Source organism: Litchfieldella rifensis (assembly GCF_042646605.1).
GTDB classification, from domain to species: Bacteria; Pseudomonadota; Gammaproteobacteria; order Pseudomonadales; family Halomonadaceae; genus Litchfieldella; species Litchfieldella rifensis.
In genome coordinates, this window is the sequence record NZ_JBHRUG010000031.1 from 153015 (window position 1) to 179641 (window position 26627).

At 62.0% G+C, this 26627-nt stretch carries 25 protein-coding genes and 4 tRNA genes; 19 read left to right on the forward strand and 10 right to left on the reverse strand.

Annotation, left to right across the window (positions count from 1 at the left end; translation table 11 throughout):
* From ACFOEV_RS16445 to folD, 6 genes are all read right to left on the reverse strand, one after another.
* Positions 1-185, reverse strand: a 185-nt coding sequence (locus ACFOEV_RS16445) for a DUF2789 family protein (RefSeq protein ID WP_386775892.1), incomplete at its 3' end; no start/stop codon positions are given.
* 79 nt (positions 186-264) lie between these two features.
* Entirely contained in the window at positions 265-1308 is a 1044-nt protein-coding gene (locus ACFOEV_RS16450; RefSeq protein WP_386775894.1) for an asparaginase, read from the reverse strand.
* Between the two features lie 152 nt (positions 1309-1460).
* Positions 1461-1823, reverse strand: coding sequence for a flagellar protein FlaG (locus tag ACFOEV_RS16455; RefSeq protein ID WP_386775896.1), 363 nt, complete (start codon positions 1821-1823; stop codon positions 1461-1463).
* 101 nt (positions 1824-1924) lie between these two features.
* Positions 1925-2650, reverse strand: coding sequence for a 5'-methylthioadenosine/S-adenosylhomocysteine nucleosidase (mtnN, locus tag ACFOEV_RS16460; RefSeq protein ID WP_386775897.1), 726 nt, complete (start codon positions 2648-2650; stop codon positions 1925-1927).
* Positions 2651-2814: 164 nt separating this feature from the next.
* Positions 2815-3285 carry an S-ribosylhomocysteine lyase gene (locus ACFOEV_RS16465; protein ID WP_386775899.1) on the reverse strand — a complete coding sequence of 157 codons (471 nt, stop codon included), beginning with the start codon at positions 3283-3285 and terminating at the stop codon, positions 2815-2817.
* 60 nt (positions 3286-3345) lie between these two features.
* On the reverse strand, positions 3346-4209 hold the full coding sequence (gene folD / locus ACFOEV_RS16470; RefSeq protein ID WP_386775901.1) for a bifunctional methylenetetrahydrofolate dehydrogenase/methenyltetrahydrofolate cyclohydrolase FolD: 864 nt from the start codon (positions 4207-4209) through the stop codon (positions 3346-3348).
* 204 nt (positions 4210-4413) lie between these two features.
* On the opposite strand from folD, the gene ACFOEV_RS16475 reads away from it, so the two are divergent.
* The 9 genes from ACFOEV_RS16475 to hupB all read left to right on the forward strand — a co-directional run bounded on the left by ACFOEV_RS16475 (position 4414) and on the right by hupB (position 11629).
* Positions 4414-4490, forward strand: a tRNA-Pro gene (locus ACFOEV_RS16475).
* Between the two features lie 68 nt (positions 4491-4558).
* Positions 4559-4635: transfer RNA gene (locus tag ACFOEV_RS16480), tRNA-Arg, on the forward strand.
* 49 nt (positions 4636-4684) lie between these two features.
* Positions 4685-4759 (forward strand) — tRNA-His (locus tag ACFOEV_RS16485).
* A gap of 55 nt (positions 4760-4814) precedes the next feature.
* A tRNA-His gene (locus ACFOEV_RS16490) sits at positions 4815-4889 on the forward strand.
* A 268-nt stretch (positions 4890-5157) separates the two neighbouring features.
* A complete protein-coding gene (tig, locus tag ACFOEV_RS16495; RefSeq protein ID WP_386775902.1) occupies positions 5158-6519 on the forward strand; it encodes a trigger factor in 1362 nt (453 codons plus the stop codon).
* 119 nt (positions 6520-6638) lie between these two features.
* The gene (gene clpP / locus ACFOEV_RS16500; protein WP_386775904.1) at positions 6639-7259 is read left to right on the forward strand and encodes an ATP-dependent Clp endopeptidase proteolytic subunit ClpP; all 621 of its coding nucleotides are present in this window, start codon (positions 6639-6641) and stop codon (positions 7257-7259) included.
* Between the two features lie 77 nt (positions 7260-7336).
* On the forward strand, positions 7337-8617 hold the full coding sequence (gene clpX, locus ACFOEV_RS16505; RefSeq protein WP_386775906.1) for an ATP-dependent Clp protease ATP-binding subunit ClpX: 1281 nt from the start codon (positions 7337-7339) through the stop codon (positions 8615-8617).
* A 153-nt stretch (positions 8618-8770) separates the two neighbouring features.
* On the forward strand, positions 8771-11179 hold the full coding sequence (gene lon / locus ACFOEV_RS16510; protein WP_386775908.1) for an endopeptidase La: 2409 nt from the start codon (positions 8771-8773) through the stop codon (positions 11177-11179).
* Between the two features lie 177 nt (positions 11180-11356).
* Entirely contained in the window at positions 11357-11629 is a 273-nt protein-coding gene (gene hupB, locus ACFOEV_RS16515; RefSeq protein WP_386775910.1) for a nucleoid-associated protein HU-beta, read from the forward strand.
* A gap of 24 nt (positions 11630-11653) precedes the next feature.
* Here hupB and ACFOEV_RS16520 read toward each other — a convergent pair whose 3' ends face one another.
* Positions 11654-11917 (reverse strand): hypothetical protein, encoded by a 264-nt coding sequence (locus tag ACFOEV_RS16520; RefSeq protein ID WP_386776332.1) that lies wholly within the window; start codon positions 11915-11917, stop codon positions 11654-11656.
* Between ACFOEV_RS16520 and ACFOEV_RS16525 the strand changes: the two genes are divergently transcribed.
* Positions 11844-13664 (forward strand): SurA N-terminal domain-containing protein, encoded by a 1821-nt coding sequence (locus ACFOEV_RS16525; protein WP_386775912.1) that lies wholly within the window; start codon positions 11844-11846, stop codon positions 13662-13664. The genes ACFOEV_RS16520 and ACFOEV_RS16525 overlap by 74 nt on opposite strands.
* Before the next feature lie 94 nt (positions 13665-13758).
* On the forward strand, positions 13759-14820 hold the full coding sequence (locus ACFOEV_RS16530; protein WP_386775914.1) for a CobW family GTP-binding protein: 1062 nt from the start codon (positions 13759-13761) through the stop codon (positions 14818-14820).
* An 18-nt stretch (positions 14821-14838) separates the two neighbouring features.
* Here ACFOEV_RS16530 and ACFOEV_RS16535 read toward each other — a convergent pair whose 3' ends face one another.
* Both ACFOEV_RS16535 and ACFOEV_RS16540 read right to left on the reverse strand, forming a co-directional pair.
* Complete coding sequence (locus tag ACFOEV_RS16535) at positions 14839-15588, reverse strand: UDP-2,3-diacylglucosamine diphosphatase (RefSeq protein WP_386775916.1); 750 nt, start codon at positions 15586-15588, stop codon at positions 14839-14841.
* A 78-nt stretch (positions 15589-15666) separates the two neighbouring features.
* On the reverse strand, positions 15667-16176 hold the full coding sequence (locus ACFOEV_RS16540) for a peptidylprolyl isomerase (RefSeq protein WP_386775918.1): 510 nt from the start codon (positions 16174-16176) through the stop codon (positions 15667-15669).
* Positions 16177-16341: 165 nt separating this feature from the next.
* On the opposite strand from ACFOEV_RS16540, the gene ACFOEV_RS16545 reads away from it, so the two are divergent.
* Positions 16342-18021, forward strand: coding sequence for a glutamine--tRNA ligase/YqeY domain fusion protein (locus tag ACFOEV_RS16545; protein ID WP_386775920.1), 1680 nt, complete (start codon positions 16342-16344; stop codon positions 18019-18021).
* A 1-nt stretch (position 18022) separates the two neighbouring features.
* A complete protein-coding gene (gene cysS / locus ACFOEV_RS16550) occupies positions 18023-19423 on the forward strand; it encodes a cysteine--tRNA ligase (protein WP_386775922.1) in 1401 nt (466 codons plus the stop codon).
* Here cysS and ACFOEV_RS16555 read toward each other — a convergent pair.
* On the reverse strand, positions 19362-20393 hold the full coding sequence (locus ACFOEV_RS16555; protein WP_386775924.1) for a DUF1853 family protein: 1032 nt from the start codon (positions 20391-20393) through the stop codon (positions 19362-19364). The two genes, cysS and ACFOEV_RS16555, sit on opposite strands and share 62 nt — an antisense overlap.
* 65 nt (positions 20394-20458) lie before the next feature.
* Here ACFOEV_RS16555 and osmF point away from each other — a divergent pair, with 65 nt between their 5' ends.
* From osmF to ACFOEV_RS16585, 6 genes are all read left to right on the forward strand, one after another.
* Positions 20459-21361 carry a glycine betaine ABC transporter substrate-binding protein OsmF gene (gene osmF, locus ACFOEV_RS16560; protein WP_386776325.1) on the forward strand — a complete coding sequence of 301 codons (903 nt, stop codon included), beginning with the start codon at positions 20459-20461 and terminating at the stop codon, positions 21359-21361.
* Between the two features lie 13 nt (positions 21362-21374).
* Complete coding sequence (locus ACFOEV_RS16565; protein WP_386775926.1) at positions 21375-22547, forward strand: ABC transporter permease; 1173 nt, start codon at positions 21375-21377, stop codon at positions 22545-22547.
* The gene (locus tag ACFOEV_RS16570) at positions 22540-23490 is read left to right on the forward strand and encodes an ABC transporter ATP-binding protein (RefSeq protein ID WP_386775928.1); all 951 of its coding nucleotides are present in this window, start codon (positions 22540-22542) and stop codon (positions 23488-23490) included. Before ACFOEV_RS16565 ends, ACFOEV_RS16570 begins: the two co-directional genes overlap by 8 nt.
* Before the next feature lie 59 nt (positions 23491-23549).
* Entirely contained in the window at positions 23550-24242 is a 693-nt protein-coding gene (locus ACFOEV_RS16575; RefSeq protein ID WP_386775930.1) for an ABC transporter permease, read from the forward strand.
* A 201-nt stretch (positions 24243-24443) separates the two neighbouring features.
* Positions 24444-25628, forward strand: a complete 1185-nt coding sequence (locus ACFOEV_RS16580; protein WP_386775932.1) for a thiamine pyrophosphate-dependent dehydrogenase E1 component subunit alpha — start codon at positions 24444-24446, stop codon at positions 25626-25628.
* A gap of 1 nt (position 25629) precedes the next feature.
* Positions 25630-26607 (forward strand): alpha-ketoacid dehydrogenase subunit beta, encoded by a 978-nt coding sequence (locus ACFOEV_RS16585; protein ID WP_386775934.1) that lies wholly within the window; start codon positions 25630-25632, stop codon positions 26605-26607.
* Positions 26608-26627: the final 20 nt, after the last annotated feature.

The window sequence follows — 26627 nt, forward strand, 5'->3', positions numbered from 1 at the left end:
GCGTCGTCTGCCAGGGCATTACGCAGAAGAGTGGCCTGGGCTTCGTTCCAGAACGGGGCATCGGCCAGTGCGATGTCGTCAGGCAATGGAGCGTGGCTCTCGATGAATTGCTCGATGGCAGCGGCATCGGCGGGCAGGCCGAGTTGTTCGAACAGTTCGCTGAAGTGATGGATGGGCTGCTCCATGGGGCCTCCAGGCGGCTGGCAAGACTCTCCTACCTTAGTCCCTTTGAGGCCGCCGTGCCCGGAAGGTGCGGCATGTTTCTCAACGCTCGCCCACCAGCGGAGTGACGAAGCGTCGACGTCGTTCGTCGCTGGGCAGGGGTTGAGCCAGCAGGTGGATCAATTTGCTCATGACGGCTTCCGCGGTCATGTCGTCGCCGGACAGGACACCGGCGTCCGCGAGGCCGCGTCCGGCGGCATAGGCGCCGATGGCGATGGTTCCCAGGGGGCACTGGCTGATGGCGGCCAGCAATTTTCCTTCCCCGGTCGCCTTGGCCAGCGCGCCAAGCAGCATCGAATCTTCGGGGGCATTGCCGCCTCCCCAGACTTCCAGCAAAGCACCGTGGATCCGGTCGTCGTTCAGCCAGTCCGCGACCAGGTGAGGGGCGATGCCCGGCCATAGCACGATTCTGGCAACGGGAGATGCCCCCAGGGCGCGGTAGTCCTGGAGTTCGAAGCGCGGTGCTCCACGCTGTGGCATGTCGAGTCCCCGATCATCGAACAGGATGGCCTGATGGTCGACGATTTCGCCCAGCGGTGGGCAGTTGGGACTGATGAAGGCGTCCGGGGCATAAGTGTGCCACTTCCGTGCGCGTACGCCGCGCAGCAACTTGCCGGCAAAGCACACCGCCACTTCCTGCAGGCCGGGTTGTGCCGCGAATCGCAGCGCATCTTCCACATTGTCGAGGGCATCGCTGGACGGCGCCCCCAATGGGCGCATGGCTCCGGTCACCACCACTGGCCTGTCGATGCCTTGAAGCTGGAAGGCCAGACTGCTGGCGGTCCAGGCCAAGGTGTCGGTGCCATGCAGGATCACGAAACCGCGATAACGAGTATGCTGGGAGGCAACCAGCCTTGCCAGATCCTGCCAATCGCCGGGCGTGGCGCCACTGGAGTCGATCGGCCGGGATGTTTCCATGATCTCGAAGTCGGGTAGCGACTCGCGGCGCGCGGGAGGTAGCGATTGCAGCGCTTGTTGCAGGCGTTGTGAAAAATCGCGGCCCGGTTCCAGCCCGCGGGCGCCCTCGACCATCCCCAGGGTTCCCCCGGTATAGATGACGAGGAGGGAAGGGGGAAGCTGGGACATCGACAATCTCCTGTGCTGAGGATACGGCGTTGGCGTTCTGAATGGCGCCATGATAGCCGATGCGTGGCACCCGGCGGAATTTGTCGTCGACATCAGTAGCGCAGGATGGCCTTGGCGCGACCGGTGGAGGGGGGCTCGGCGTTGCGTGCGGGTCAGGCTTCCAGGCGAATCAGACGCCCGTGGAGTTCGTCCAGCGACTCGGCGATGCGCAGGACTTCCTCGGAGGGGATCTGGCGAATGGTCTCGCCACTCTCGCGATCGATGATGCGAGTCACGGTGCGATTGTCATATTCGTTGATATGAAATTCGACCCCGTAGGGGCGCATGACTTCGTTGATGCGAGCGATGGGCTCGACCAGTTCGCCATGGGTGGGGGGCGCAGCGGGACCGGTGACCGAATCCCTTTCGGGAAGCGGCGTCGTCGTCTTGCCGAGCTGAGCGAGCATGCTGTCGAGGCGCTGCTGGACACTCAGGCCCCTGGTGGCTTGGCTGATATCGTGGATCAGATCGCTCATGATGAGCCCCTCCTTGGTCATGGTGGCCATTGGCACAAACGATTATCGGCAGGCCGATGGATAACTTGAGGGGCGTCAAGAGGAGGCGGCGCGAGTCGGCGTCAGGCCTCTGCTATGGCGGCCTGGGGAGTGCCCAGGCGCTGGACCATGGCTTCGACCATGCGTGCCGAGTGCGTGGCGGCCTGATCGATGAACGCCTTGAAGGAAATATTGGATGCCTGGCCGGCGATATCCGACAGCGCGCGGATCACGACGAAGGGGCAGCCGTAAAGGTGGCAAGTCTGAGCGATGGCGGCGGCTTCCATCTCGGCGGCGAGCATGGTCGGGAAGCGTTCGCGCGTGAGAGTGACGGCGGCGGGGTCGGCCATGAAGATATCGCCGGTGGCGATCAAGCCTTCCGTGACGCGCAATTCGCCCAGGTCGTCAATGCATTCCCGAGCGACCCTCACCAGGTGCGGGTCGGGGCGATAGGCGGCCGGCATCCTGGGTACCTGTCCGTGCTCATAGCCGAACACCACCGCATCGACATCGTGGTGGCGCACTTCCGAGGAGATCACCACGTCGCCGACTTCGAGGTGGTCGCCGAAACCGCCGGCCGAGCCGGTATTGATCACCGCTACGGGATGGTACATGTCGAGCAGTAGCGTGGTGCCGACCGCCGCATTCACCTTGCCGATTCCCGATTGCAGGATCACCACCTCGACGCCGTGGAGTCGGCCGGTATGAAAGGTCGAGCCAACATGCTGGCGGGTCTGGCGATTGTCCAGGCGTGAGGTCAGCAGGGCGACTTCTTCGGCCATGGCACCGATGATGCCGATCTTCTTCATGCTAAGGGGTCCCTGTTCGGCATGGTATAGATGCCCAATAATGGCTACGAGCTACGAGCTACGAGCTACGAGCTACGAGCTACGAGCTACGAGCTACGAGCTACGAGCTACGAGCGTTTCATTGTCTGCGGGTGTTTGGTTTTCATTCGCGGACGACCTGGGTCTCAGGGGAAGACTTGCGTCCATTCGTCACGCTTGGCGAGGAAGCCGTGCGCGATCTCCTTGGCACCCTCCAGGCTGTGGCTCGCGGCCCAGCCACACTGCATCTCGTTGCAAGCCGGCACGGCGTCGGCGTTCAGCACGTCGTTGAGGGTCTTTTCCAGCAGGCGCAGGACGCCATCGTAATCGTCGTGGTTGATCAGGGCGATATAGAAACCGGTCTGGCAGCCCATGGGGCTGATGTCGACGATCTTGTCGCTATGGTTGCGCGACAACTCGGCCATCAAGTGCTCCAGGGAGTGCAGCGCCGGCATCTCCATGTGCTCCCGGTTGGGCTGGCAGATTCGCATGTCGTACTTGTGGATGGCGTCGCCGTTATCGCCGACCTTGATCCCGGCCAGGCGCACGTAAGGGGCCTTGACCTGGGTGTGGTCGAGGTTGAAGCTTTCCACGTTCATCTGCTGCTGTTCGCTCATGACAGGACCTCGAGGCGTATGAAACAAGATGCGAAGGGCGCGCATTCTACCGCAGTGCGCTCAGTCCTGCATGGCATCATGGAGTTCCGCGGCGAACAGGGTGTTCTCCAGTAGCGAAGCTACGGTCATGGGGCCGACGCCGCCGGGTACTGGGGTGATGTGGCTGGCGCGAGCCGCCGCCGGCGCGAATTCCACGTCGCCGACGAGACGGCCGTCATCTTCGCGGTTGATGCCCACATCGATGACGATGGCGCCTTCCTTGACCCATTCGCCCTGGACCAGGCCGGGTTTGCCGACCGCGACTACCAGGAGATCGGCGCGTCTGACGTGGGATTCGAGGTCGCGGGTGAAGCGGTGGCAGATGGTGGTGGTACAGCCGGCCAGCATCAACTCCAGTGCCATGGGGCGCCCGACGATGTTGGAGGCCCCGACGACGGTGGCATCCAGGCCGCGTACCTTGAGGCCGCTTTCCTGAAGCAGCGTCATGATTCCCTTGGGGGTGCAGGGGCGCAATACCGGCAGCCGCTGCGCCAGTCGCCCCAGGTTGTAGGGATGAAAGCCGTCGATGTCCTTGTGCGGCAGGATTCGTTCCAGAATCGGGCGCGGGTCCAGATGCTCGGGGAGGGGGAGTTGGACCAGGATGCCGTCGATACTGGGATCGACATTCAGGTCATCGACCAGCCCCTCGAGCTCCCGTTGCGTCGTGCTGGCGGGAAGTTGATGACGCAGAGAAGCGATGCCGGCTTCTTCACAGGCGCGGTGCTTGTTGCGCACATAGACTTCCGACGCTGGATCTTCGCCGACCAGAATGACGGCAAGCCCGGGAATTCGTGCGCCGGCCTGGCGACGAGCCTCGACCTGTCGGGCGACCTGTTGGCGGACGTGGGCGGCAATGGCCTTGCCATCGATCAGTTGGGCGGTCATCAATGTTTCCCCTGGGTATGGGCGGTAGCACGGATAAGGAAAGATCCCGATTTTCGCACGCCCGGGCGTGCAGTCAAAGCGCCGACATTTGCGCAAGTGCCTGATGATGTTGCTAAGGGCTTGACCAGCGGCGAAACATACGTAGAATACGCCTCGCATTGACGAGCCCAGGTGGCTGTCCGTCAAGGCCGTGCAATATGCCGGCGGGGTGTAGCGCAGTCTGGTAGCGCGCCTGCTTTGGGAGCAGGATGTCGGGGGTTCGAATCCCTCCACCCCGACCACAACCAATTGATTCTATTGTAATAATTTTATCAGGCGGTTGCAGGCAAGTGGCTTGAGGCCGTAGAATGCGCCCATAGCTCAACCGGATAGAGCAACGGCCTTCTAAGCCGTAGGTTGCAGGTTCGAGTCCTGCTGGGCGTGCCATCCTTCGATGGTGGCGGTTGGCAGGTTGGTCGGGCCGAGTGTCGATATGGTGGATGTAGCTCAGTGGTAGAGCCCCGGATTGTGGCTCCGGTGGTCGTGGGTTCGATCCCCATCATCCACCCCATTGTCGACGCCTAAGGTTTGAAGCCCCCTTTACGGGTGTCATGTTTCATGTGATGGTGGATGTAGCTCAGTGGTAGAGTCCCGGATTGTGGCTCCGGTGGTCGTGGGTTCGATCCCCATCATCCACCCCATTGCATGATCTCTTGTTGTTTCTTTTCTTTCCCGTCCCGTTCGCCTGGCCTTGCGTGCGCCGTGACTATCATGGATGGCGTGCCCGGCATGTGTCGTCATGATGACCCGTGGTCCGGGGTCGGTGGTGTCTCGCCCCTTGTATCCTGCCGCATCGCCCCCATAGTCAAGACACGGCGCGCTTGCCAGCGCGTGGCGAGGTTCTTAGAATTACTCTTTTGATCTTCCAACGCATTCAGTAGAACGCCCCCAGTCGGTAGAGGACTATTCATGCAAGTTTCCGTCGAAACGACCTCCCAGATCGAGCGCCGCGTCAAGGTTCAGGTGCCGGCGGGCGAGGTCGACCAGGCCGTCACGGCCCGCCTCAAGGACACCGCCAAGAACATCCGTCTGAAAGGTTTCCGTCAGGGCAAGGTGCCAATGGCCGTGGTTCGTCAGCGCTTTGGTCGTGACGTGCGTAACGAGGTGGTGGGCGAGATGATGCGTGAGCGCTATGTTCAAGCCATCACCCAGGAGAGCCTCAACCCCGCCGGCTACCCCCAGATCGAGCCGACCGTCAACGAGAACGGCAAGGACCTCGAGTTCATCGCCACTCTCGAGGTCTATCCCGAGGTCGAGCTCAAGGGGATCGAGGGCGCCGAGGTCGAACGCCCGGTGGTCGAGGTGTCCGACGCCGACGTCGAGCAGATGATCGAAACGCTGCGCAAGCAGAATGCCTCCTGGGAGGGCGTCGATCGTGCCGCTGACGAGGGCGATCAAGTCACTATCGACTTCCAGGGGTTCCTGGACGACGAGCCCTTCGAGGGTGGCCAGGCCGAGAACCATGACCTGGTGCTGGGCTCCGGCAATTTCATTCCGGGCTTCGAGGAGCAGTTGGTCGGCGCCAAGGCGGGTGACGAGCTGGAGATCAAGGTGACCTTTCCGGAGGACTATCAGGCCGAGACCCTGGCAGGCCAGGAAGCAACCTTCAAGGTCAAGGTTCACAAGGTCAGCGCCCAGCGGCTCGCCGACGTCGATGCGGACTTCATCAAGCAGTTCGGGGTGGAAGACGGGGACGTCGAGAAGTTCCGCGCCGAAGTCAAGAAGAACATGACTCGTGAAGTGGGGCAGGCTGTCGATAACCGCATCAAGCAGCAGGTGCTCGAGGCGTTGAAGAACGCCAACGATATTCCGGTACCTCAGGCGCTGGTGCAGCAGGAGACCGATGGTCTCAAGCGCCAGGCGGCTCAGCAGTTTGGCCTGGGAGAAGATTTCGACGTGTCCCAGTTGCCTAACGAGTTGTTCACCGAGCAAGCCAAGAGTCGGGTCCAGGTCGGCCTGTTGCTGGCCGAGGTGATCAAGGTCAACGAACTCGATGCCAGCGACGACGAGATCAAGGCCAAGGTCGAGGAGTTGGCCCAGCAATATCAGGAGCCGCAGCAGGTCGTCGACTATTATCTGAGTAACGAGCAGCTCAAGAATCAGGTGAAATCGTCGATATTGGAAGAGAAGGCCGTCGAAAAACTTCTCGAGCAGGCGACTGTCAAGGATGTAGAGATGTCCTACGAGCAGGCGCTGCAGGCGGCACAGCAGCAGGCGGAAGCCGATGAAGGTGCCGACGAGGACAGCGGCGAAGACGCTACCACGACCTGAGCGGCTGCTGAGAACGTTGGCAGGCCCGGGGGGAAAACCGGGTCATGTCACGGTTTCAAGGCGCGAGGGCTCTGTCTCAGAGCCCTGGCTTCAGTCATCGGATAAAGGACGCCTCACTGATGGGTAACGAGTTCGATATACAAAATACCGGCGGCCTGGTGCCGATGGTGGTCGAGCAGAGCGCGCGCGGCGAGCGGGCCTACGACATCTACTCGCGCCTGCTGAAGGAGCGCGTGATCTTCCTGGTCGGTCCGGTGGAAGATTACTCGGCCAACCTGATCGTGGCTCAGTTGCTGTTTCTCGAGTCCGAGAATCCCGACAAGGACATCCATCTGTACATCAACTCCCCGGGGGGGTCGGTAACAGCGGGTATGTCCATCTACGATACCATGCAGTTCGTCAAGCCCGATGTGTCGACCGTATGCATCGGTCAGGCAGCGAGCATGGGGGCATTGCTGTTGGCCGGTGGTGCCGCCGGCAAACGATTCTGCCTGCCCAATTCGCGGATGATGATCCATCAGCCGCTGGGCGGCTACCAGGGGCAGGCGTCGGATATCGAGATTCATACCAAGGAAATCCTCAATATCCGCCATAAGCTGAACCGGATCCTGGCGCACCATACCGGTCAGGATATCGACACGATCGCCAGAGACACCGACCGCGACAATTTCATGGACGGTGCTCAAGCGGCGGAATATGGCCTGATCGATGCCATGCTGGATAAGCGTCCGGCTTCCTGATAGCGTAAATTCAAGGCGCATTAGAGACAGGCAACTCCCGGCGGTCCTAGGGCCGCCTTCCGTTAAGAGGTACGCGAATGGCCGACGGCAAAGGCAAGGACGAGAATGGCAAGCTGCTGTACTGCTCGTTCTGTGGCAAGAACCAGAACGAAGTCCGTAAGCTGATTGCGGGTCCGTCCGTCTATATCTGCGATGAATGTGTCGATTTGTGTAACGACATCATTCGCGAGGAAGTCCTCGAAGCCGACGCAGAGGGCGAGGAAGATCGCCTGCCGGCTCCGCGTGAAATTCGTCACACGCTCGACGATTACGTGATTGGCCAGGACCGCGCCAAGATGGTGCTGTCGGTTGCGGTCTACAATCACTACAAGCGTTTGCGCGCCGAGGTGAAGTCGGACGATGTGGAATTGGGCAAATCGAACATCCTGTTGATCGGGCCGACCGGTAGCGGCAAGACGCTGCTGGCCGAAACACTGGCTCGGTTGCTGAATGTGCCCTTCACCATCGCCGATGCCACGACCCTCACCGAGGCGGGTTATGTCGGTGAAGACGTCGAGAACATCATCCAGAAGTTGCTTCAGAAGTGTGACTACGACGTCGAGAAGGCGCAGAAAGGGATCGTCTACATCGACGAGATCGACAAGATCTCGCGCAAGTCGGACAACCCTTCCATTACCCGCGACGTCTCGGGCGAAGGGGTGCAGCAGGCGCTGCTCAAGCTGATCGAGGGCACGACGGCCTCGGTGCCGCCCCAAGGGGGGCGCAAGCATCCACAGCAGGAGTTCCTGCAGGTCGATACCGGTAACATTCTGTTCATTGTCGGCGGTGCTTTCGCCGGCCTGGACAAGGTGATACGCGATCGTGCCGAGAAGGGCGGTATTGGTTTCAATGCCACGGTCAAGAGCAAGGACGATGGCAAGGGGGTCGGTGACATATTGGCCGATGTCGAGCCCGAGGACCTGGTCAAGTTCGGCTTGATCCCCGAGTTCGTGGGGCGTCTCCCCGTCATTGCCACCCTGACCGAGCTCTCCGAGGATGCGCTGATCCAGATCCTCACCGAGCCCAAGAATTCCCTGATCAAGCAGTATGCGAAGCTGTTCGAGATGGAAGGGGTGGACCTGGACTTCCGCGAGGACGCCTTGCGGGCAGTCGCGGCCAAGGCCATGGCGCGCAAGACGGGTGCCCGTGGCCTGCGCTCTATCCTCGAGTCGGTCTTGCTCGATACCATGTACGAGATCCCGTCTCTCGAGGGTGTCTCCAAGGTGGTCATCGACGAATCGGTGATCGCCGGCGAGAGCGAGCCGTTGCTGATCTATTCGCAGCAGGACGAAACCAAGGTGGCCGGCAAGGGCGGTTGAGCCGTCGAAGCGCTTGAGTCGAGCTGTCGAAGCGCTTGAAGAGGGGCCGCCAGCGGCCCCTCTTCTCGTGTTATCCACGGGCCGTCTGGCTTGTAAATTGCCATCCTCGCCCCCATCACCCGATTAAATCCCGATTGTTGAGGAACGTCTGCGATGCAGCAGAACGCCGAACAGACCCTGAGTCTGCCATTACTGCCCCTGCGTGATGTGGTCGTCTATCCGCAGATGGTCATTCCGTTGTTCGTGGGGCGCGAAAAATCCATCCAGGCACTGGAAGCGGCCATGGATGCCGACAAGCGGGTATTGCTGGTCGCCCAGCGTGAAGCCGGCCAGGACGACCCGGATAGTGCCGACCTGTTCGCCGTGGGGACGGTGGCCGAAATCATGCAGCTCCTGAAGTTGCCCGACGGCACCGTCAAGGTGCTGATCGAGGGAACTTCGCGCGCCGACGTTGGCAGGATCACCGTCACCGAGGAAGGTTACAGTCAGGCCGAGGTGGTGTTTCGCCAGAGCGAGCCGCTCTCCGAGCGTGAGCAGGAGTCGCTGGTGCGGGTGCTGCTTAACCAGTTCGAGCAGTACGTCAAGCTGTCCAAGAAGGTCCCCAACGAGGTGCTCAACTCCCTCACGGGCATCGAGGACCCGAGCCGTCTGGTGGATACCGTCTGCGCCCACTTGTCGCTCAAGATCGACGACAAGCAGCAACTCCTGGAGATGGACCGGGTGCGCGACCGGATCGAGCACTTGATGGCGCTGATCGAATCCGAGATCGATCTGTTGCAGGTGGAAAAGCGCATCCGCTCGCGGGTCAAGGATCAGATGGAGAAGTCCCAGCGCGAGTACTATCTCAACGAGCAGATGAAGGCCATCCAGAAGGAGATGGGCGAGCTCGAGAACGTGCCCAACGAGGCCGAGAAATACGAGCAAGCCATCAAGGAATCCGGTATGCCCAAGGAGGCTGCCGACAAGGCCAATCAGGAGCTCGGCAAGCTGAGGATGATGGCGCCGACCTCGGCCGAGGCCACGGTGGTGCGCTCCTACCTCGACTGGTTGGTTTCAGTGCCATGGAAGAAGCGCACCCGGGTCAAGCACGACCTGGCGCGTGCGGCCCAGGTGCTGGACGAGGACCATCATGGGCTCGAGGAAGTCAAGGAGCGTATCCTCGAGTACCTCGCCGTGCAGAAGCGGGTCAAGAAGCTCAAGGGGCCGGTGCTGTGCCTGGTAGGCCCGCCCGGGGTGGGCAAGACGTCACTGGGGCAGTCCATCGCCAGGGCCACCAACCGCAAGTATGTGCGTCTGGCGCTGGGTGGTGTGCGTGACGAATCCGAGATCCGTGGGCATCGGCGGACCTATATCGGTTCGCTACCCGGCAAACTGATCCAGCGCATGAGCAAGGCTGGGGTCAAGAACCCGTTGTTCCTGCTCGATGAAGTCGACAAGATCGGCATGGACCACCGCGGCGATCCAGCGTCGGCGCTGCTCGAAGTGCTCGATCCGGAGCAGAACGACAAGTTCAGCGACCATTATCTGGAGCTGGACTACGATCTGTCCGAGACCATGTTCATCTGTACCGCCAACTCGATGAACATCCCGAGTCCGCTGCTGGATCGCATGGAGATCATCCGTCTCCCCGGTTACACCGAGGACGAGAAGCTGGCCATCGCCAGACGCTACCTGGTGCCCAAGCAGTTGAAGGCCAATGGCTTCAAGGTTGATGAGTTGACCTTTGCCGATGAGGCGTTGATGGAGCTGATTCGCTACTATACTCGTGAAGCCGGGGTGCGCGAGCTCGAACGTCAGATCGCCAAGGTTTGCCGCAAGGTGCTACGTGAGCGATTGGAGGCCGAAGGCAAGGAGGGGGCGCAAGCGCCCCGTGCCCTGACGGCGGCGGACATCGAAGAGCATGCCGGGGTACGTCGTTACAGTTATGGCCTGGCCGACCAGGATGATCAGGTGGGTCGCGCGACCGGTCTTGCCTGGACGTCCGTGGGTGGAGAGCTGCTCAATATCGAGTCGGTCGTTACCCCTGGAAAAGGGCGTATCAACAAGACGGGGTCGCTGGGCGATGTGATGAAGGAATCGGTCAGTGCGGCGCTCACTGTGGTGCGTGCTCGTGCCGTTGCGCTGGATATCGATCCGGAGCGTTTCGAAAAGGAAGACCTGCATATCCATGTACCCGAGGGCGCCACGCCCAAGGATGGTCCCAGTGCCGGGATCGCCATGGTCACGGCCATGGTATCGGCATACACGGGGCGTGCTGTGCGTTGTGACGTTGCCATGACCGGCGAGGTCAATCTGCGTGGCGAGGTATTGCCGATTGGTGGATTGAAGGAGAAATTGCTGGCCGCTCGGCGCGGTGGTATAAAGAAAGTGCTTATACCCGAAGAGAACCGCCGGGACCTCAAGGAGGTGCCGGATAATATCAAGGATGCGTTGGATATCAGGCCCGTTCGATGGATCGATGAAGTCCTGGAAGCGGCATTGGTAGGAAAGCCGGAGATTGAGGGTGACGAAAAACGACCCGATGACCCCGCTTCTTCCCGTTCGATGATCAGTACGCATTAGTGATAATTGCTCTATCATGGCGGAGTGAAAACCCCGCCATGGTGGGGTTTGGCGCCAAAGGTTGCTTGACAGATGTTTCATCGCATTGCTATAAATTGCGCTTTGCTGTGATCGCGTAAGCCACCCAAAGATAACGCCGAGTAGAAGTCAATTTCCGTAACAGTCAAGGGGTGAAGTGTGAACAAATCCGAGCTGATCGAAGCCATCGCTGCGTCTGCCGACATTCCCAAGGCGGCAGCCAGCCGCGCGCTCGACGCCATGGTCGAGAGCGTTACTGAAAGTCTGAAGAAGGGTGACTCCGTGTCGCTGGTGGGGTTTGGTACCTTCTCTGTCAAGGAGCGTGCCGCGCGTACTGGCCGTAACCCGCAGACCGGCCAGCCGATCGAGATCAGCGCCGCCAAAGTGCCTAGCTTCAAGGCCGGCAAGGCGCTCAAGGACTCGGTCAACTAAGACGCTGACCCGAGGTTAGCGGGCTTAATGACCCGTCATCAGGCGCACCGCAAAGCGGTGCGCCTTTTTGTTGCCGGTTTTCCGGGCGTCGAGAGGGCAAGGTGGTCTGTCCAGATCCTTGTCGGGTCGGGCAGTGAGTCGAGCCTTGGCCGCGGTGCCGGTTTGCCGGGTATAATGCGTTGCGTTTTCGTGCCAATCTTCAACCGAGGCCAGCATGCTGCAAAGTATTCGGGATCGCTCCAGGAACTGGGGCGCAAAGATCATCATTGGGGTGATGGTCGCTGCCATGGCCCTGTTCGGAGCCGATGCCTTGATAGGCTTTTTCACCGGCGGATCGGATGACATTGCCAAGGTCAACGGTCAGTCCATCACCCGCCAGCAGGTCGAGATGGAAGTTCAGCGGGCGATCCGTAGCGGCCAGGTGCCACCGGATCAGGAGCGGGCCGTGCGGCGCCAGGTGCTCGATGAACTGATCACCACGTCACTGCTGGACCAGTATGCCGAGGAAGGCGGCTTGCATCTGTCCGACGAGCAGATCGATCAGGTGATCGTCTCGCTGCCCGAGTTTCAGGATCAGGACGGTCATTTTTCCCGTGATCTCTTCCGCAATCGCCTGGCCAGTGCCGGCTATACGCCTTTGGCGTTTCGTGAAGCCCTCAAGGTCGACATGCAGCGTCGGCAACTGCAGCAGGGACTGGCGTTCAGCGACTTCACGTTGCCTTCCGAGCGCGAACGCCTGGTAGCGTTGCAGCGTCAGACCCGCAGCTTTCGCTATCACACGCTGGGTGTCGACGACCTGGAGGCCCCGGTCGATGTCAGTGAGTCCGAGTTGAAGGCGTATTACGAAGCCCATACGCAAGACTACCAGCGTCCCGAACAGGTACGCCTGGAATATGTGATCCTCGACCGTCAAGCCCTGGCCGACAAGGCCTCGATCGATGAGCAGGACCTGCGCGATGCCTATGCGCGCCGCGCCAGCAACGCTGAGCGTCGAGTGTCGCATATCATGGTGACGTTCAACGGCGAACGTAGCCGCGAAGAAGCCCGTGCACGTCTCGAGGAAGTGCGCGGGCGTCTCGCTGAAGGGGGGGACTTCGCCGATCTGGCGGCCGAGTATTCCGACGATGGCACCACGGCTGAAGACGGTGGGGATCTGGGCTATATCAACCGCGGTTTCTTCGGCGAGGCATTCGAAGACGCCGCCTTCTCACTGGAGGAAGGTCAGGTTTCTCCTATCGTCGAAACCGACAACGGTCTGCATTTGATCAAGGTAACCGAAATCGAACTGCCGCCGTTCGAGGCGTTGCGCGATGAACTGCGTGACGAAGCGGCGTTGTCCGCCGTCAGTGACGAGTTCAACCAGCGGCTGCAGCAGCTCATCGACGAAAGCTTCGCGGCCGATGACCTGGAAAGCGTGGCGCAAAGCGTCGGTATCGAACTCCAGGAAAGCGACTGGGTCTCTCGTGCCGGTGGTGAAGGCGTGCTCTCCGAGCCTGGGGTCATGGACGCCGCTTTCAGTCCCGATGTGCTGGAGGAGGGCTTCAACAGCGAGGTCATCGAGCTCGATGAAGATCGCCATATGGTGCTGAGGGTCGCCGACCACCGTGAAGCGACCGTTCTCGATTTCGAGGAGGTGCGCGACCAGGTCGTGGCCGCCGTGAAGTCCAGCAAGCAGCGTGATGCATTGCTCGAGCTGGCGCGTGAGCGGGTATCGGCCTTGCAAGAAGGCGACGACACGACGCTCGAATGGCAGCAGGCCGACAATGTCGCTCGGCAGTCGCGGGGCGATGTTCCCGAGGCCGTGCATCAGGCGGCATTCCGTCTGCCTCACCCCGAGAACGATGCCCCGGTCTACGGTCACGCCGTCACCGAGAATGGCGTGGCGATCATCGCGCTCGATGCGGTCGAAGACGGCAACGTCAACGATCAGGCGGAAACCTTCGTGGCGCAAATGGCCGAGCGCCTGCGGGCCCAGGCAGCGATCCAGGCGTTGCTTGCCGATCTGCGCCGCAAGGCGGATATCGAGCGCCTCTGACGACGAGTGTATGAATGCGCGGTGAGATACCGCGCATTTTTTTCAATCATTAGTGTTATAGTATAACCATTCTTCGTCGATGAGTGAGGTCATCATGACGATCCAATCGCGCTCGGGGCCGATCCCCGTGCACGTGATCACCGGCTTCCTGGGCAGCGGCAAGAGCACCCTGATTCGCCATCTGGTGGCTCACAAACCGCACGAAGAGCGTTGGGCCATCGTCATCAACGAGTTCGGCCGGGTGGGCATCGATCAGGCGATGGTCGAGGCGGATGACGATGTCATCGTCAAGGCATTGCCGGGTGGCTGCATGTGCTGCCAACTGTCATTCGTGCTGCAGGCATCGCTGGTCAATCTGTTGCATCGCTACCGGCCCGATCGTCTGATCATCGAGCCCTCGGGGTTGGGGCACCCGGCAGGACTTCTCGATCTGCTACGCGGCGAGGCCTTTGCGGGTGCCCTGCAGGTGCATGAGGTCATCGCCTTGCTGGATCCCAGGCGTCTCGAAGATCCACGCTCGCGTGAACACGACACGTTCCAGGATCAACTGTTGATGGCCGATGGTGTGGCCTTGACGATGACGGATCTGGCGAGCAGCGCTCAGCGCCAGGCGGGCTGGCGCTATCTCGAGGCCATGTGGCCACCCAAGCGGTGGGTGCTGGAGGCTGAGCACGGTCGGATGCCAATGTCTCTGCTGCTCGCCGGTCACCAACATCTGCGGGAGGTCGAGACATCCGATCGACACGGTGCCGAAGCGCATCACGCCTTGAGGGATGCGGCACCGGCGATTGCCCTGGAGGAATTCCGCTACCGCGAGCCGTCACCGGGCCAGCCGGTATGTGAGTCGGGCGAGGCCCTGGGTCATGCAAGCCTGGGGTGGCGCTGGCATCCCGACGATCGCTTTTCGCTGGATGCGTTGACGATGTTTCTCGATCGTATGCCGGCAACGCTGCGGGTCAAGGGCGTGATGCATACCGATGATGGCTGGAAGCTCTATAACCGCGCCGGGGGCTGCACCACCTTGACATCCACCGCCTGGCGTCGCGATTCGCGTCTGGAACTCATCGGTCTGCAAGCGGGGTTGCCCGAGCGCGAGCCGCTCGAAAGTCGCTTGGCAGCCTGCCTGCTCGATGCCGAGGCGATGGGGGCCCGGTAGGTGGCCGGCTCGCCCCGCTCAATCGTGCAGCGGGAAGTCTCGTAGCCGGGGACGCTGGTCATCCTCGATGCGGACCTCCCAGCCCTGGTTCGGACGCCAGTCGCCGAGTACCAGGCGTGTGGCGGGATGGCCATTCACTTCCAGCCTGTGCTCGGCGGGGCGGTGGGTATGGCCGTGAATCAGTCGCTGGACACCATGCTCGGTCATGGTCTTCACGACCTCGTCCGGGGTGACGTCCATGATGTCATCGGCCTTGTTGGAGGTGGCCTCGCCAGATTGCAGGCGCAGGCGCTTGGCCAGTTCGAGTCGCTGGTCCAGCGGCATGGCGAGTACCTGTGCCTGCCATTGAGGACTGCGCGCCTGTTCGCGGAACGCCTGGTAGGCCGTATCGCGGGTACACAAGCTGTCGCCATGCATCAGCAAGACGCGCTCGCCGGCGAGTTCCACCACGGTGGGTTCGGCAAGCAAGGTCAGTCCGGCAGCGGTGGCGAAGCGCTCCCCCAGCAGGAAGTCGCGATTGCCATGCATCAGATAGAGGCGGGTGCCGCCAGCGCTGATCTCTCGCAATGCTACGATGACGCGTTGTGCCAGGGGCGCCATGCCGGGGTGGTCGAGAATGTCGTCGCCGATCCAGGCATCGAAGAAGTCGCCGAGAATGTACAGCGCATCCGCATGCCGGGCATGCTCGTCGAGATAGGCGAGAAAGCCCTCGGTGATCTCGGGAGCGTCGGCATGCAGGTGCAAGTCGGAAATCAGCAGAGTGGTCATGGGTCAGGGCCAATGGCTGGGTGAACGAAACACGCCCGCAGCGGAGGCGGCGGGCGTGTGGACGCGTCGCGAAGATCCTCAGGCGTCGCCTGCGTCGTCCTTGAGATAGGCGCGCTGAATCACCACGTCGTCGGCAGGCACGTCGGCATGCATGCCGCGACGGGTGGTGGGGACTTCCTTGATCCTGTCGACCACATCCATGCCTTCGACCACTTCACCGAACACGCAGTAGCCCCAGCCCTGCACGGTCTTGGCGCTGTGGTTGAGGAAATCGTTGTCGGCGACATTGATGAAGAACTGGGCCGTGGCCGAATGCGGATCCTGGGTGCGGGCCATGGCCAGCGTGCCGGCACGGTTCTGCAAGCCGTTGTCGGCCTCGTTGTCGATCGGATCGCGGGTCGGTTTCTGTTCGAAATCGGTATCGAAGCCCCCGCCCTGGATCATGAAGCCATTGATCACCCGGTGAAAGAGGGTGCCATCGTAGTGGCCATCGGTCACATACTGTTGGAAATTGGCGGCGCTTTTCGGCGCCTTGTCGAAATCGAGCGCGATGGTGATGTCGCCGAAATTGGTCTGCAGAACAATCATGTCAGAATCCCGAACGGTATTGGGTGGCGCGCCTTGGCGTAGCGCGACTGCGTCACGCTATAATAGCCGTTTTGCATCGGCGCGCGAAGTCGACACGAACAATGGCTCGCTGCCTGCTTCGCCGTCGCCGACCATCGCGAGCAACCAGAGGTTCCCAGACGCCCCATGAGCAATGACAGCACCAGCGCCCCGAACTTCATTCGCAACCAGATTCGTGAAGAAGTCGATGCGGGCAAGGTCGAGACCATCGTCACGCGGTTCCCGCCGGAGCCCAATGGCTTCCTGCATATCGGCCATGCCAAGTCGATCTGTCTGAATTTCGGGCTCGCCGAGCAATTCGGCGGTGGCTGTCATCTGCGTTTCGACGACACCAATCCGGCCAAGGAGGAGCAGGCCTACATCGATGCGATCAAGGAGGACGTGGCCTGGCTGGGCTTCCAGTGGGCGGGCGAGGTGCGCTTCGCCTCCGATTACTTTGGTCAGCTGTATGCCTGGGCGCAGCACCTGGTGCGCGAGGGCAAGGCCTATGTCGACGACCTTTCCCCCGACGAGATCCGCGAATATCGCGGTACCCTGACCGAGCCGGGCCGGCCCAGCCCCTATCGCGAACGTTCGGTGGACGAGAACCTCGATCTGCTGGAGCGGATGCGGATCGGAGAGTTCGCCGAGGGCGAGAAAGTCCTGCGCGCCAAGATCGACATGGCTTCACCCAATATCAATCTGCGCGATCCGATCCTCTACCGCATTCGCCATGCCAGCCACCATCAGACTGGCGACAAATGGAAGATCTACCCCTCCTATGACTTCACCCATGGCCAGTCGGATGCCATCGAGGGCGTGACGCACTCGATCTGCACGCTCGAGTTCGAGGACCACCGCCCCCTCTACGAGTGGTTTCTCGACAATCTGCCGGTGCCGTGCAAACCGCGCCAGATCGAGTTCGCGCGGCTCAACCTGAACTACACCCTGACCTCCAAGCGCAAGCTCAAGCTGCTGGTGGACGAGGGTATCGTCGATGGTTGGGATGATCCGCGGATGCCGACCATTTCCGGCATGCGTCGACGCGGCTATACGCCGGCCTCGATCCGCAAGTTCTGCGAAATGATCGGCGTGACCCGTGCCGACGGTGGGCTAGTGGATATCGCCATGCTCTATCATGCGATCCGTGCCGATCTCGAAGACAACGCGCCGCGTGCCATGTGCGTGCTGAAACCCTTGAAAGTGGTCCTGACCAATGTGCCCGCGGACCATGAGGAGGTCTTCGAGGTGCCTGGCCACCCGGCTCGCGACGACATGGGGATGCGCAAGCTGCCGCTCACACGCGAGATCTGGATCGATGCCGATGACTTCATGGAAGAGCCGCCGAAGAAGTTTTTCCGTCTGGCACCGGGCAAGGAAGTGCGGTTGCGCAATGCCTATGTGATCCGCTGCGACGAGGTGATCAAGAACGCTGCCGGCGAGATCGAGGCACTGCACTGCTCGGTTGACTTCGACACCCTCGGCAAGAACCCGGAAGGCCGCAAGGTCAAGGGCGTGATTCATTGGGTCAGTGCCGCCCATGGCGTGCCGGTGGAAGTGCGGCTGTACGACAACCTGTTCCAGGTCGAATCCCCCGACAAGGACAAGGACACCGACTTCCTGGCGCATCTCAATCCCGAATCGCTGGTGACCCTCGAGGGGATCGGTGAGCCCGGCCTGGCCGGGGTGTCGCCCGAGACGCGCCTTCAGTTCGAGCGGGTGGGCTATTTCTGCACCGACCGCCATGCCTGTCGTGATGGACGACTGGTATTCAACCGGACCGTGGGACTCAAGGACAGCTGGGCGAAGATTCAGAAGAAGGACTGACATGCAGATCTACAACACTCTTACACGGCGCAAGGCAGAGTTCGTGCCCCTTGAAGCGGGCAAGATCCGCATGTACGTGTGCGGCATGACAGTCTATGACTACTGCCATCTCGGCCATGCTCGCGTCATGGTGGCCTTCGATGTCATCACCCGCTATCTGCGGGCGCGTGGCTATGAGGTGACCTATGTGCGCAACATTACCGATATCGACGACAAGATATTGAGGCGTGCCGAGGAGAACGGGGAATCCATCTCCAGCCTGACCGAACGCATGATCGGGGCCATGCACGAGGACGAGGCGCGCTTGAACGTGCTGCGTCCCGATCATGAGCCTCGGGCGACCGATCATATCGACGAAATCGTCGCCATGATCGAGACCTTGATCGACAAGGGCTACGCCTATGCGGCGGACAATGGCGACGTCTATTACCGGGTGCGCAGGTTTGCCGACTACGGCAAGCTCAACAACCGCGACCTCGACGATATGCGTGCCGGTGCCCGCGTCGAGGTCGACGAGCACAAGGAAGACCCGTTGGACTTCGTGCTGTGGAAGGCGTCCAAGCCGGGTGAGGCCGGTTGGTCGTCGCCCTGGGGCGAGGGGCGCCCGGGCTGGCATATCGAGTGCTCGGCGATGTCGACCTGCCGCCTGGGCGAGACCTTCGACATCCATGGTGGCGGGCCGGACCTGACGTTCCCGCATCACGAGAACGAGATCGCACAGAGCGAGGCGGCCACCGGCAAGCCCTACGTCAATACCTGGATGCACGCCGGAGCGGTGCGCGTCAATGAAGAGAAGATGTCCAAGTCGCTGGGCAACTTCTTCACCATTCGCGATGTGCTCGAGGTCCACGATCCCGAAGTGGTGCGCTACTTGCTGGTGGCCAGCCACTACCGAAGCCCGATCAACTACGCGCCGGACTCGCTCGACGAGGCGCGCAAGTCGCTGGAGCGTTTCTATACCGCCCTGGAAGGGGTGACGCCTGCCGAAGGCGACGTGGAGACGCGTTTCGATGAGCGCTTCACCGCGGCCATGGACGATGACTTCAATACCCCCGAAGCCTTGGCGGTGCTGTTCGATCTGGTGCGTGAACTCAATCGGGCCAAGAAGGAAGCCCCTGAGCGGGCACCGGCGCTGGCCTTCGAATTGCAGCGGCTCGGGGGGGTGCTGGGGCTGTTTACTCAGGAACCCTCGACCTTTCTCAAGGCCGGTGCCGAGGCGTTGCCGATCAGTGAGGCCGAGATCGAAGCGCGCATCGAGGAGCGAGCCGCGGCCAAGAAGGCCAAGGATTTCGTTACCGCGGACCGCATTCGCGACGAACTGGCGTCCCTGGGAATCGTGCTCAAGGACTCCCGCGAAGGCACCTCCTGGGTCTTCGAGCGCCCCGTGTCTCAGGAGGAGTGAAGTCTCGCCAAGGGTTGCCAGGGGGTAGCGGTAGTTGGTGCGGCCAGTCGTCGCCGACCAGGAAGATGCGCTGCCAGCCGGTGTCGGGGGCATGCAGGCTCAATAGCAGCGGTGAGCGCGGCAGGCTGAAATGCCCCGCCAATTGGGCCTCCAGGTCGGGCAGTGGCTGCAGGACAGCCTGCGGCGGTGGGGCCAGCCAGTGTGGCTTGCGCAATATGCTGCCCCGTGTGGTGTGGGGCAGGCGCTCGCGAAATGCTGGCCATTGGCGCCAAGGCAACCACTCGCCGCGCAAGTGTTGGCGCGTGGCCTCTTGTGGGGCCGGCATGGCATGACCCCAAGGGTAGAAAAGAATGCCTGGCAGGGCGAGTCGCTGCTCGATATCGCATGCCTTGCCGAGCATCTCGCCCAGAAGGCGACGTGCCTGTCGCGCATTCGATAGGGGTAACTGGTGCCGGTGCAGGTGCTGGCGTTTGATGGCCAGGCTGTCGGCGCAGCCTGGCCCCACCCAGCGGGCCTGGCTGCTGGCCTGGCCTGGGCCTTCGGGCAAGCCGAGATAGAACTTGATGGCGACCTCGAGGTGGATCGGGCGGGGGGAATCGTTGCCGAGATAGAGCAGGTCCAGTTCTCCCAGGGTGCGCTTGTCCTCGACGATGGGCAGGTTATGGGCCAGCAGGTGGGTGCCCGGTGCCTCGGCAAGCATGAATTGCCACAGTCGCTCATGATAATGGCCGAGCCGCCCCTGGCGGTGAGCGGCGACATGGGCGTCCAGCGCCCGGGGATCCTGCGCCAGCGCTCCCAGCCAGGGGGTGAGACGCCCGTTATCCAGCCCCAGCTCATGCAGGCCGGGGCGGGCGGAAGTCGGCGTCTCGAGTAAGTCCGGCGCTGCGATCAGCCAGGCCAGATCGCGCACCAGGGGGTGCCGATAGCGTTCCCAGAGGAGGGGCGAGCGTTGACCGGGCATCTGACACATGTTGCTGCGTTCCTTATACTGACTGCACATCTTTTCATACCGGAGTGATCTCGATGAGCAGGACAATGGGGTGGATGATGGCGGCCGCGATGGGCTCACTGCTGTCCGTGGGGATCGCTCAGGCGCAGGACCCGGTCGTGGTGTCATCGAAGATCGATACCGAGGGTTCGGTACTGGGGCAGATGATCCTGCAGGTGCTCGAGCGCAATGGCATCGAGGTCGAGAATCGGCTGCAGCTCGGCGCTACCAGTATCGTGCGCGGCGCCATTACCTCGGGAGAGATCGACATCTATCCAGAGTATACCGGTAACGGGGCCTTCTTTTTCGACATGACCGACAGCCCGGTATGGAACGATGCCGAACGGGCCTATGCCACGGTCAAGGAGATGGACTACGAACGCAACCGGCTGGTCTGGCTGACGCCGGCGGACGCCAACAACACCTGGGCGATGAGCGTACGCGGCGACCTGGCCAGGGAGCATGGCCTGCACTCCCTCGAGGACCTGGCCGATTACCTGGAGCAGGATGGGACGTTCAAGTTCGCCGCCAGCGCCGAGTTCGTCGAGTCGGAGTCGGCACTGCCGGCCTTTCAGCGAGCCTACGGCTTCGAGCTGTCGTCCGATCAACTGGTGGTGCTCTCCGGTGGCAACACCGCGGCGACGATGCGCGCCGCCGCCTTGCAGACCGATGGCGTCAACGCCGCCATGACCTACGGTACCGATGGAGGGCTCAATGCCCTGGACCTGGTGGTGCTCGAAGACACCCTGGGCGTGCAGCCGGTCTATCAGCCTGCGCCCGTGGTGCGCGAGCCGGTACTCGACGCCTATCCGCAGATCGAGTCGCTGCTGAACCCGGTCTTCGAATCCCTGGACCTCGAGACGTTGCAACGGCTCAACGGTGAGGTGGCCGTGGGCGGCGCCGATCCGCGCCAGGTCGCCGCCGACTATCTCGACTCCCTCGATCTCTGATCACGTCGGCACCGTGTCCGACGCCAAGCGACAGGCAAACAGCGTCATCATCACCCTGATGGCGCTGGCTTTGGCTGCGATGCTGGGCCTGGAGTTGGCCAGTGTCCAGCCCAATCGCATCGTGCCCGGAACCGCCTACCGCCTGACGGAGATTGTCGGGGGGGAGGGCGCGCTGCTGCTGTCATTGCCGCTGCTGGGCAATCTGTGGCTGGCCAGGCGACCTACCGTGTCCCGCTTGTACCTGGTGCTGGCCATCACGGTGGCGCTGCTGATGGCATTGCCGTGGGGCCTGGCCGCTTTCACGCTGCACTTTGTCGATACCGATCAACCCTATGCCCGGACCGGTATCGGAGCGGGTGCCTGGACGATGCTGTTCGTGTTGCTGTTGACGCTGATCGAACTGCGCACACGGTTGTTCCTGAGACGTCGCGTACTGGCACTGATCGGAGTCCTGGTATTGGGGTCGCTGGCCTTGGCGCTGTCGTCGGGCTGGCTCGACCCGCTGGCACTGGCACGTGAATATGCGAGTCGCCGCGATCAGTTCGGTGCCGCAGTGCTCTACCATCTGGCGCTGGTCGGTGCGGCGGTGGCCCTGAGCCTGGTGATTGGCTTTAGTCTGGCCTTGGCGATTCGCCGCTTGACGCGCGCCCAGACGCTGACCTTCGGCGTATTGAGCGTTATTCAGACGATTCCCAGCCTGGCACTGTTCGGGTTGTTGTTGGCGCCGCTGGCCTTTCTGGCCGCGCGCTATCCCATGCTCGCCGAGCTTGGTGTCCAGGGCATCGGCTGGGCACCGGCGTTGATCGCGCTGGTGGGGTATAGCCTGCTGCCGATGACGCGCAATACCTTCGTCGCCCTGGAAGGTGTGCCAGCCGATGTGATCGAGTCGGCTCGCGGCATGGGCATGAGTCCCTGGCAGGTTTTCACCCAGGTGCGGCTGCCACTGGCCTTGCCGGTGCTGCTGGAGGGGATTCGCATCACCGCGATCCAGGCCATCGGCCTGGCCGCCGTAGCGGCCCTGATCGGTGCCGGGGGCCTCGGCACCTTCATCTTCCAGGGGCTGGGGCAGGCAGCCATGGACCTGGTGGTCCTGGGCGCGCTGCCGATCCTGGTCATGGCGCTGGTCGTCGATGCCTTCTTCAGTGCCCTGGCCGACTATTGCCGTCGTGGAGGGGCGCATGATTGAGCTGCTGAATGTCAGCAAGGTTTTCGGCGAGGAGCGCGCCGTCGATGGGATCTCGCTGACGGTGGCCAGTGGCGAGCTGTGCGTACTGGTGGGAACATCCGGCTGCGGCAAGTCGACCACGCTGCGCATGATCAATCGGCTGATCGAGCATAGTGGTGGTCAGATTTTGATCGATGGCCATCAGATTCGCTCTTTCAACGCGCAGGTGCTGCGGCGGCGCATCGGCTACGCCATCCAGAGTACCGGCCTGTTTCCTCACTGGACGGTGGCACGCAATATCGGCCTGGTGCCGCGTTTGCTGAAATGGGCCCCGGCACGAGTCGAGGCGCGGGTCACGGAGCTGATGGAATTGCTGGGGCTCGAGCCGGCGCTCTTTGCCGATAGAATGCCCGCCCAGCTTTCCGGTGGCCAGGCCCAGCGCGTCGGTGTGGCGCGCGCCCTGGCCGCCGATCCGGATATCCTGTTGATGGACGAACCCTTCGGCGCCCTGGATCCGATCACTCGCGAAACCTTGCAAGATGAACTGCTGCGCCTGCAGTCGCGGCTCAGGAAGACCATCGTCTTCGTCACCCACGACATGGATGAGGCGCTCAAGCTTGCCGATCGCATCGTGGTCATGCAGCGCGGGCGAATCGTCCAGCAGGGGTCGCCGCAGGCGCTGTTGCGCGATCCCGCGGATGACTTCGTCGAATCGCTGCTCGGGGGTCCCGACCGCGGGCTCAAACAGGCCGCCCTGACGCCGGTTTCGGCATTGATGCAGGCACAGGACCAGGACCTCCCCATGGGAAGCGCGGCATCGCCGTCGGTCAGGGTCGACGACAGCTTGCGCCTGGCGTTGTCATTGATGCTCTGGCATCGTCGCGAACGCTTGACGGTCATCGACCACACCGGCCGGCCTATTGGAACGCTGTCGCTGCATGACCTGTTGGGAGCGCCGCAATGAAGCGCGTGGTCGGTGCCTGGTGGCCCCGACCCTCGCCATGGTGGCGGTGGGGAGTTGCCATGGCTTGGCTCGTGGCGCTGCTGGTGATGGTGCAGGTCATGCCGGAGCTCGAGGGTTTCTTTCAGCAGGTCGCGCCGGACAGCCGTGCGGTGATCTACCGGCGCGACGACTTCTTCACGCTGCTGGGTAGCCACGTCGCCATCGTCGGCGCGGCGTCGCTGATCGCCATTGTCGCCGGGGTGGGAGCGGCGATCATGGTGACCCGCCCTTGGGGGCGGGATTTCCTGCCGCTGGTCGCACAGCTCGCTTCCATGGGGCAGACCTTTCCCCCCGTTGCCGTGCTGGCGCTGTCGGTACCATTGCTGGGCTTCGGTACCGAACCGACGGTCGTGGCCCTGGTGCTGTATGGCTTGTTGCCTATCGTGCGCAATACCCTGGTGGGCCTGCAGGACATCGATGTCGCCGTACTGGAAGCCGCACGCGGCATGGGCATGTCGGATAGGCAGGTCCTGTGGCAGGTGGAGCTTCCATTGGCTTTCAAGGTGATCGTGGCCGGTATCCGTACCTCGGTGACCATCAATATCGCCACCGCAGCCATCGGCTCGACGATCGGTGCCAAGACCCTGGGCGATCCGATCATCGCCGGCATCGTCAATGGCAACACCGCTTATATCCTGCAGGGCGCCATCCTGATTGCGCTATTGGCCTTGTGCGTCGACAGTGCCTTCGAGCGCTTGGTCCGCCGCCTGTAGAGGGGGCGGGGCTATCGACCATCGTCGTATCCTGCCGGGCGTCTCAATCGTGTCCCCGCTGCTCATTTTACGTTAACGTTAACGGTAGATTGGCGTTGACGGGGCGCATGTCGAATCCCCGGCACACTGACTACATTTGACATATCGATACCCTCACAAGGGGTATCTCGTTCCTCAAGCCACTACCCAAGGAAGAGGACCATGACGACAACAACACCCGAGGTCGTGTACACCCCGACCTTTACCGACGGTGATGAGTTTCGCATTCCTACCTTCAAGCTCCTGCAGCAGGACGGCACCCTGTACGAGGGGGCCGTAGCCCCGGACCTGGATCGTGACAAGGCCCTGCGTATCTACCGCACAATGGTTTTCACCCGGGTACTCGATGAACGCATGCTCGCTGCCCAACGACAGGGGCGGCTGAGCTTCTACATGCAATGCACCGGAGAGGAAGCCGCGGTCATCGGCAGCACTGCCGCGCTCGACGATGCCGACATGATCATGGCTCAGTATCGCGAACAGGGCGCCCTGGCCTACCGCGGTTTCACCACCGACGAGTTCATGAACCAGTTGTTCGGCAACGAACAGGATTACGGCAAGGGCCGCCAGATGCCGATCCATTATGGTTCGAGCAAGCTGCACTACATGACCATTTCCTCGCCCCTGGCGACGCAGATTCCCCAGGCCACGGGCTACGCCTATGGCCAGAAGCTGGCCGGTGACGGTCACTGCACGATCACCATCTTCGGTGAAGGCGCGGCCTCGGAAGGTGATTTTCATGCCGCCCTGAACATGGCGGCTGTCCACCGTGTGCCGGTGATCTTCCTGTGTCGCAACAATGGCTACGCGATCTCGACCCCGGCGGTCGAGCAGTTTGCCGCCGACGGCGTTGCCCCTCGTGCCTTCGGTTACAAGATGCATGTCATTCGTGTCGACGGCAACGATATCCTGGCCGTCCATGAGGCCACCAAGGCGGCCCGGCGCATGGCGGTGGAAGACAACCGGCCGGTACTGATCGAGGCCATGACCTACCGCCTGGCGGCGCATTCGTCGTCGGACGATCCTTCCGGTTATCGCAGCAAGAAGGAAGAAGAAGCCTGGCGCGAGAAGGACCCCATCCTGCGCATGCGACGCTGGCTGCAGGATCGGGAATGGTGGAGCGAGGATGAGGAGAAGCACCTTCAGGAGAGTCTGCGGCGCGAGGTTCTCGAGACCATGAAGCGAGCCGAGAAGCGACCGGCACCTCCCCTGGAAAGCCTGGTCTCCGATGTCTACGACGAGGTGACCCCGGCGCTCGCCGAACAGCTCGAGAGGCTCAAGGCGCATATCCGCAAGTACCCGGAGGCGTATCCCAAGAGTGCCCATCAAGCCAAGGGAGGGGCATGACATGGCGAAGATGAACATGCTGCAGGCCATCAACGATGCCCTGGATACCGCCATGGCCGCCAATGAGCGGGTACTGTGCTTCGGTGAGGATGTCGGCGTCTTCGGCGGAGTATTTCGCGCCACCAGCAACCTGCAACAGAAATACGGCAAGTCGCGTTGCTTCAATACGCCGCTGGTCGAACAGGGGATCGTCGGGTTTGCCAACGGCCTCGCCTCCCAAGGGTCGACTCCAGTGGCCGAGATCCAGTTCGCCGACTACATCTTTCCGGCCTTCGACCAGATCGTCAATGAATCGGCCAAGTACCGCTATCGCTCCGGCAATCTCTTTAACGTCGGCGGACTGACCATTCGCGCTCCCTATGGTGGGGGAATTGCCGGTGGCCTCTATCACTCGCAATCACCGGAAGCCTATTTCGCTCATACGCCGGGGCTCAAGATCGTGGTGCCGCGCAACCCGCATCAAGCCAAGGGGCTGTTGTTGGGAGCGATTCGCGATCCCAACCCGGTTCTCTTCTTCGAGCCCAAGCGGTTGTATCGGGCATCGGTGGGCGAGGTGCCGGAAAGCGACTATCAGCTGCCGTTGGGCGAGGCGGAGATCACCAAGGAGGGCGATGACATCACCCTGCTGGGGTGGGGCGCGCAGATGGAGGTGATCGAGCGTGCCGTCGAGATGGCCGAAAAGGAGGGCATCTCCTGCGAGGTCATCGACTTGCGAACGATCCTGCCTTGGGACGTGGAGACCGTTGCCGAGTCGGTGCTCAAGACCGGCCGTCTGGTGGTGACCCACGAGGCGCCCTTGACCGGGGGCTTTGCCGGTGAAATCGCCGCCACGATCCAGGCACGTTGCTTCCTCTACCTCGAGTCGCCGATCGCTCGGGTGACCGGGCTGGATACGCCTTTCCCGCTGGCACTGGAGAAAGAGTATTTACCCGATCATTTGAAGATCTTCGAAGCCATCAAGGCGAGTGTCGAATTCTAGGCCGATATCAGGACAGGAGA

Excerpts from the sequence above, each read along its gene's own strand:
- ACFOEV_RS16450 (WP_386775894.1), bottom strand. The coding sequence starts at position 1,308 with ATGTCCCAGCTTCCCCCTTCCCTCCTCGTCATCTATACCGGGGGAACC.
- ACFOEV_RS16455 (WP_386775896.1), bottom strand. The coding sequence starts at position 1,823 with ATGAGCGATCTGATCCACGATATCAGCCAAGCCACCAGGGGCCTGAGT.
- mtnN (WP_386775897.1), bottom strand. The coding sequence starts at position 2,650 with ATGAAGAAGATCGGCATCATCGGTGCCATGGCCGAAGAAGTCGCCCTG.
- ACFOEV_RS16465 (WP_386775899.1), bottom strand. The coding sequence starts at position 3,285 with ATGAGCGAACAGCAGCAGATGAACGTGGAAAGCTTCAACCTCGACCAC.
- folD (WP_386775901.1), bottom strand. The coding sequence starts at position 4,209 with ATGACCGCCCAACTGATCGATGGCAAGGCCATTGCCGCCCACGTCCGC.
- tig (WP_386775902.1), top strand. The coding sequence starts at position 5,158 with ATGCAAGTTTCCGTCGAAACGACCTCCCAGATCGAGCGCCGCGTCAAG.
- clpP (WP_386775904.1), top strand. The coding sequence starts at position 6,639 with ATGGGTAACGAGTTCGATATACAAAATACCGGCGGCCTGGTGCCGATG.
- clpX (WP_386775906.1), top strand. The coding sequence starts at position 7,337 with ATGGCCGACGGCAAAGGCAAGGACGAGAATGGCAAGCTGCTGTACTGC.
- lon (WP_386775908.1), top strand. The coding sequence starts at position 8,771 with ATGCAGCAGAACGCCGAACAGACCCTGAGTCTGCCATTACTGCCCCTG.
- ACFOEV_RS16525 (WP_386775912.1), top strand. The coding sequence starts at position 11,844 with ATGCTGCAAAGTATTCGGGATCGCTCCAGGAACTGGGGCGCAAAGATC.
- ACFOEV_RS16520 (WP_386776332.1), bottom strand. The coding sequence starts at position 11,917 with ATGGCAGCGACCATCACCCCAATGATGATCTTTGCGCCCCAGTTCCTG.
- ACFOEV_RS16530 (WP_386775914.1), top strand. The coding sequence starts at position 13,759 with ATGACGATCCAATCGCGCTCGGGGCCGATCCCCGTGCACGTGATCACC.
- ACFOEV_RS16535 (WP_386775916.1), bottom strand. The coding sequence starts at position 15,588 with ATGACCACTCTGCTGATTTCCGACTTGCACCTGCATGCCGACGCTCCC.
- ACFOEV_RS16540 (WP_386775918.1), bottom strand. The coding sequence starts at position 16,176 with ATGATTGTTCTGCAGACCAATTTCGGCGACATCACCATCGCGCTCGAT.
- ACFOEV_RS16545 (WP_386775920.1), top strand. The coding sequence starts at position 16,342 with ATGAGCAATGACAGCACCAGCGCCCCGAACTTCATTCGCAACCAGATT.
- cysS (WP_386775922.1), top strand. The coding sequence starts at position 18,023 with ATGCAGATCTACAACACTCTTACACGGCGCAAGGCAGAGTTCGTGCCC.
- ACFOEV_RS16555 (WP_386775924.1), bottom strand. The coding sequence starts at position 20,393 with ATGTGTCAGATGCCCGGTCAACGCTCGCCCCTCCTCTGGGAACGCTAT.
- osmF (WP_386776325.1), top strand. The coding sequence starts at position 20,459 with ATGGGGTGGATGATGGCGGCCGCGATGGGCTCACTGCTGTCCGTGGGG.
- ACFOEV_RS16570 (WP_386775928.1), top strand. The coding sequence starts at position 22,540 with ATGATTGAGCTGCTGAATGTCAGCAAGGTTTTCGGCGAGGAGCGCGCC.
- ACFOEV_RS16575 (WP_386775930.1), top strand. The coding sequence starts at position 23,550 with ATGGCTTGGCTCGTGGCGCTGCTGGTGATGGTGCAGGTCATGCCGGAG.
- ACFOEV_RS16580 (WP_386775932.1), top strand. The coding sequence starts at position 24,444 with ATGACGACAACAACACCCGAGGTCGTGTACACCCCGACCTTTACCGAC.
- ACFOEV_RS16585 (WP_386775934.1), top strand. The coding sequence starts at position 25,630 with ATGGCGAAGATGAACATGCTGCAGGCCATCAACGATGCCCTGGATACC.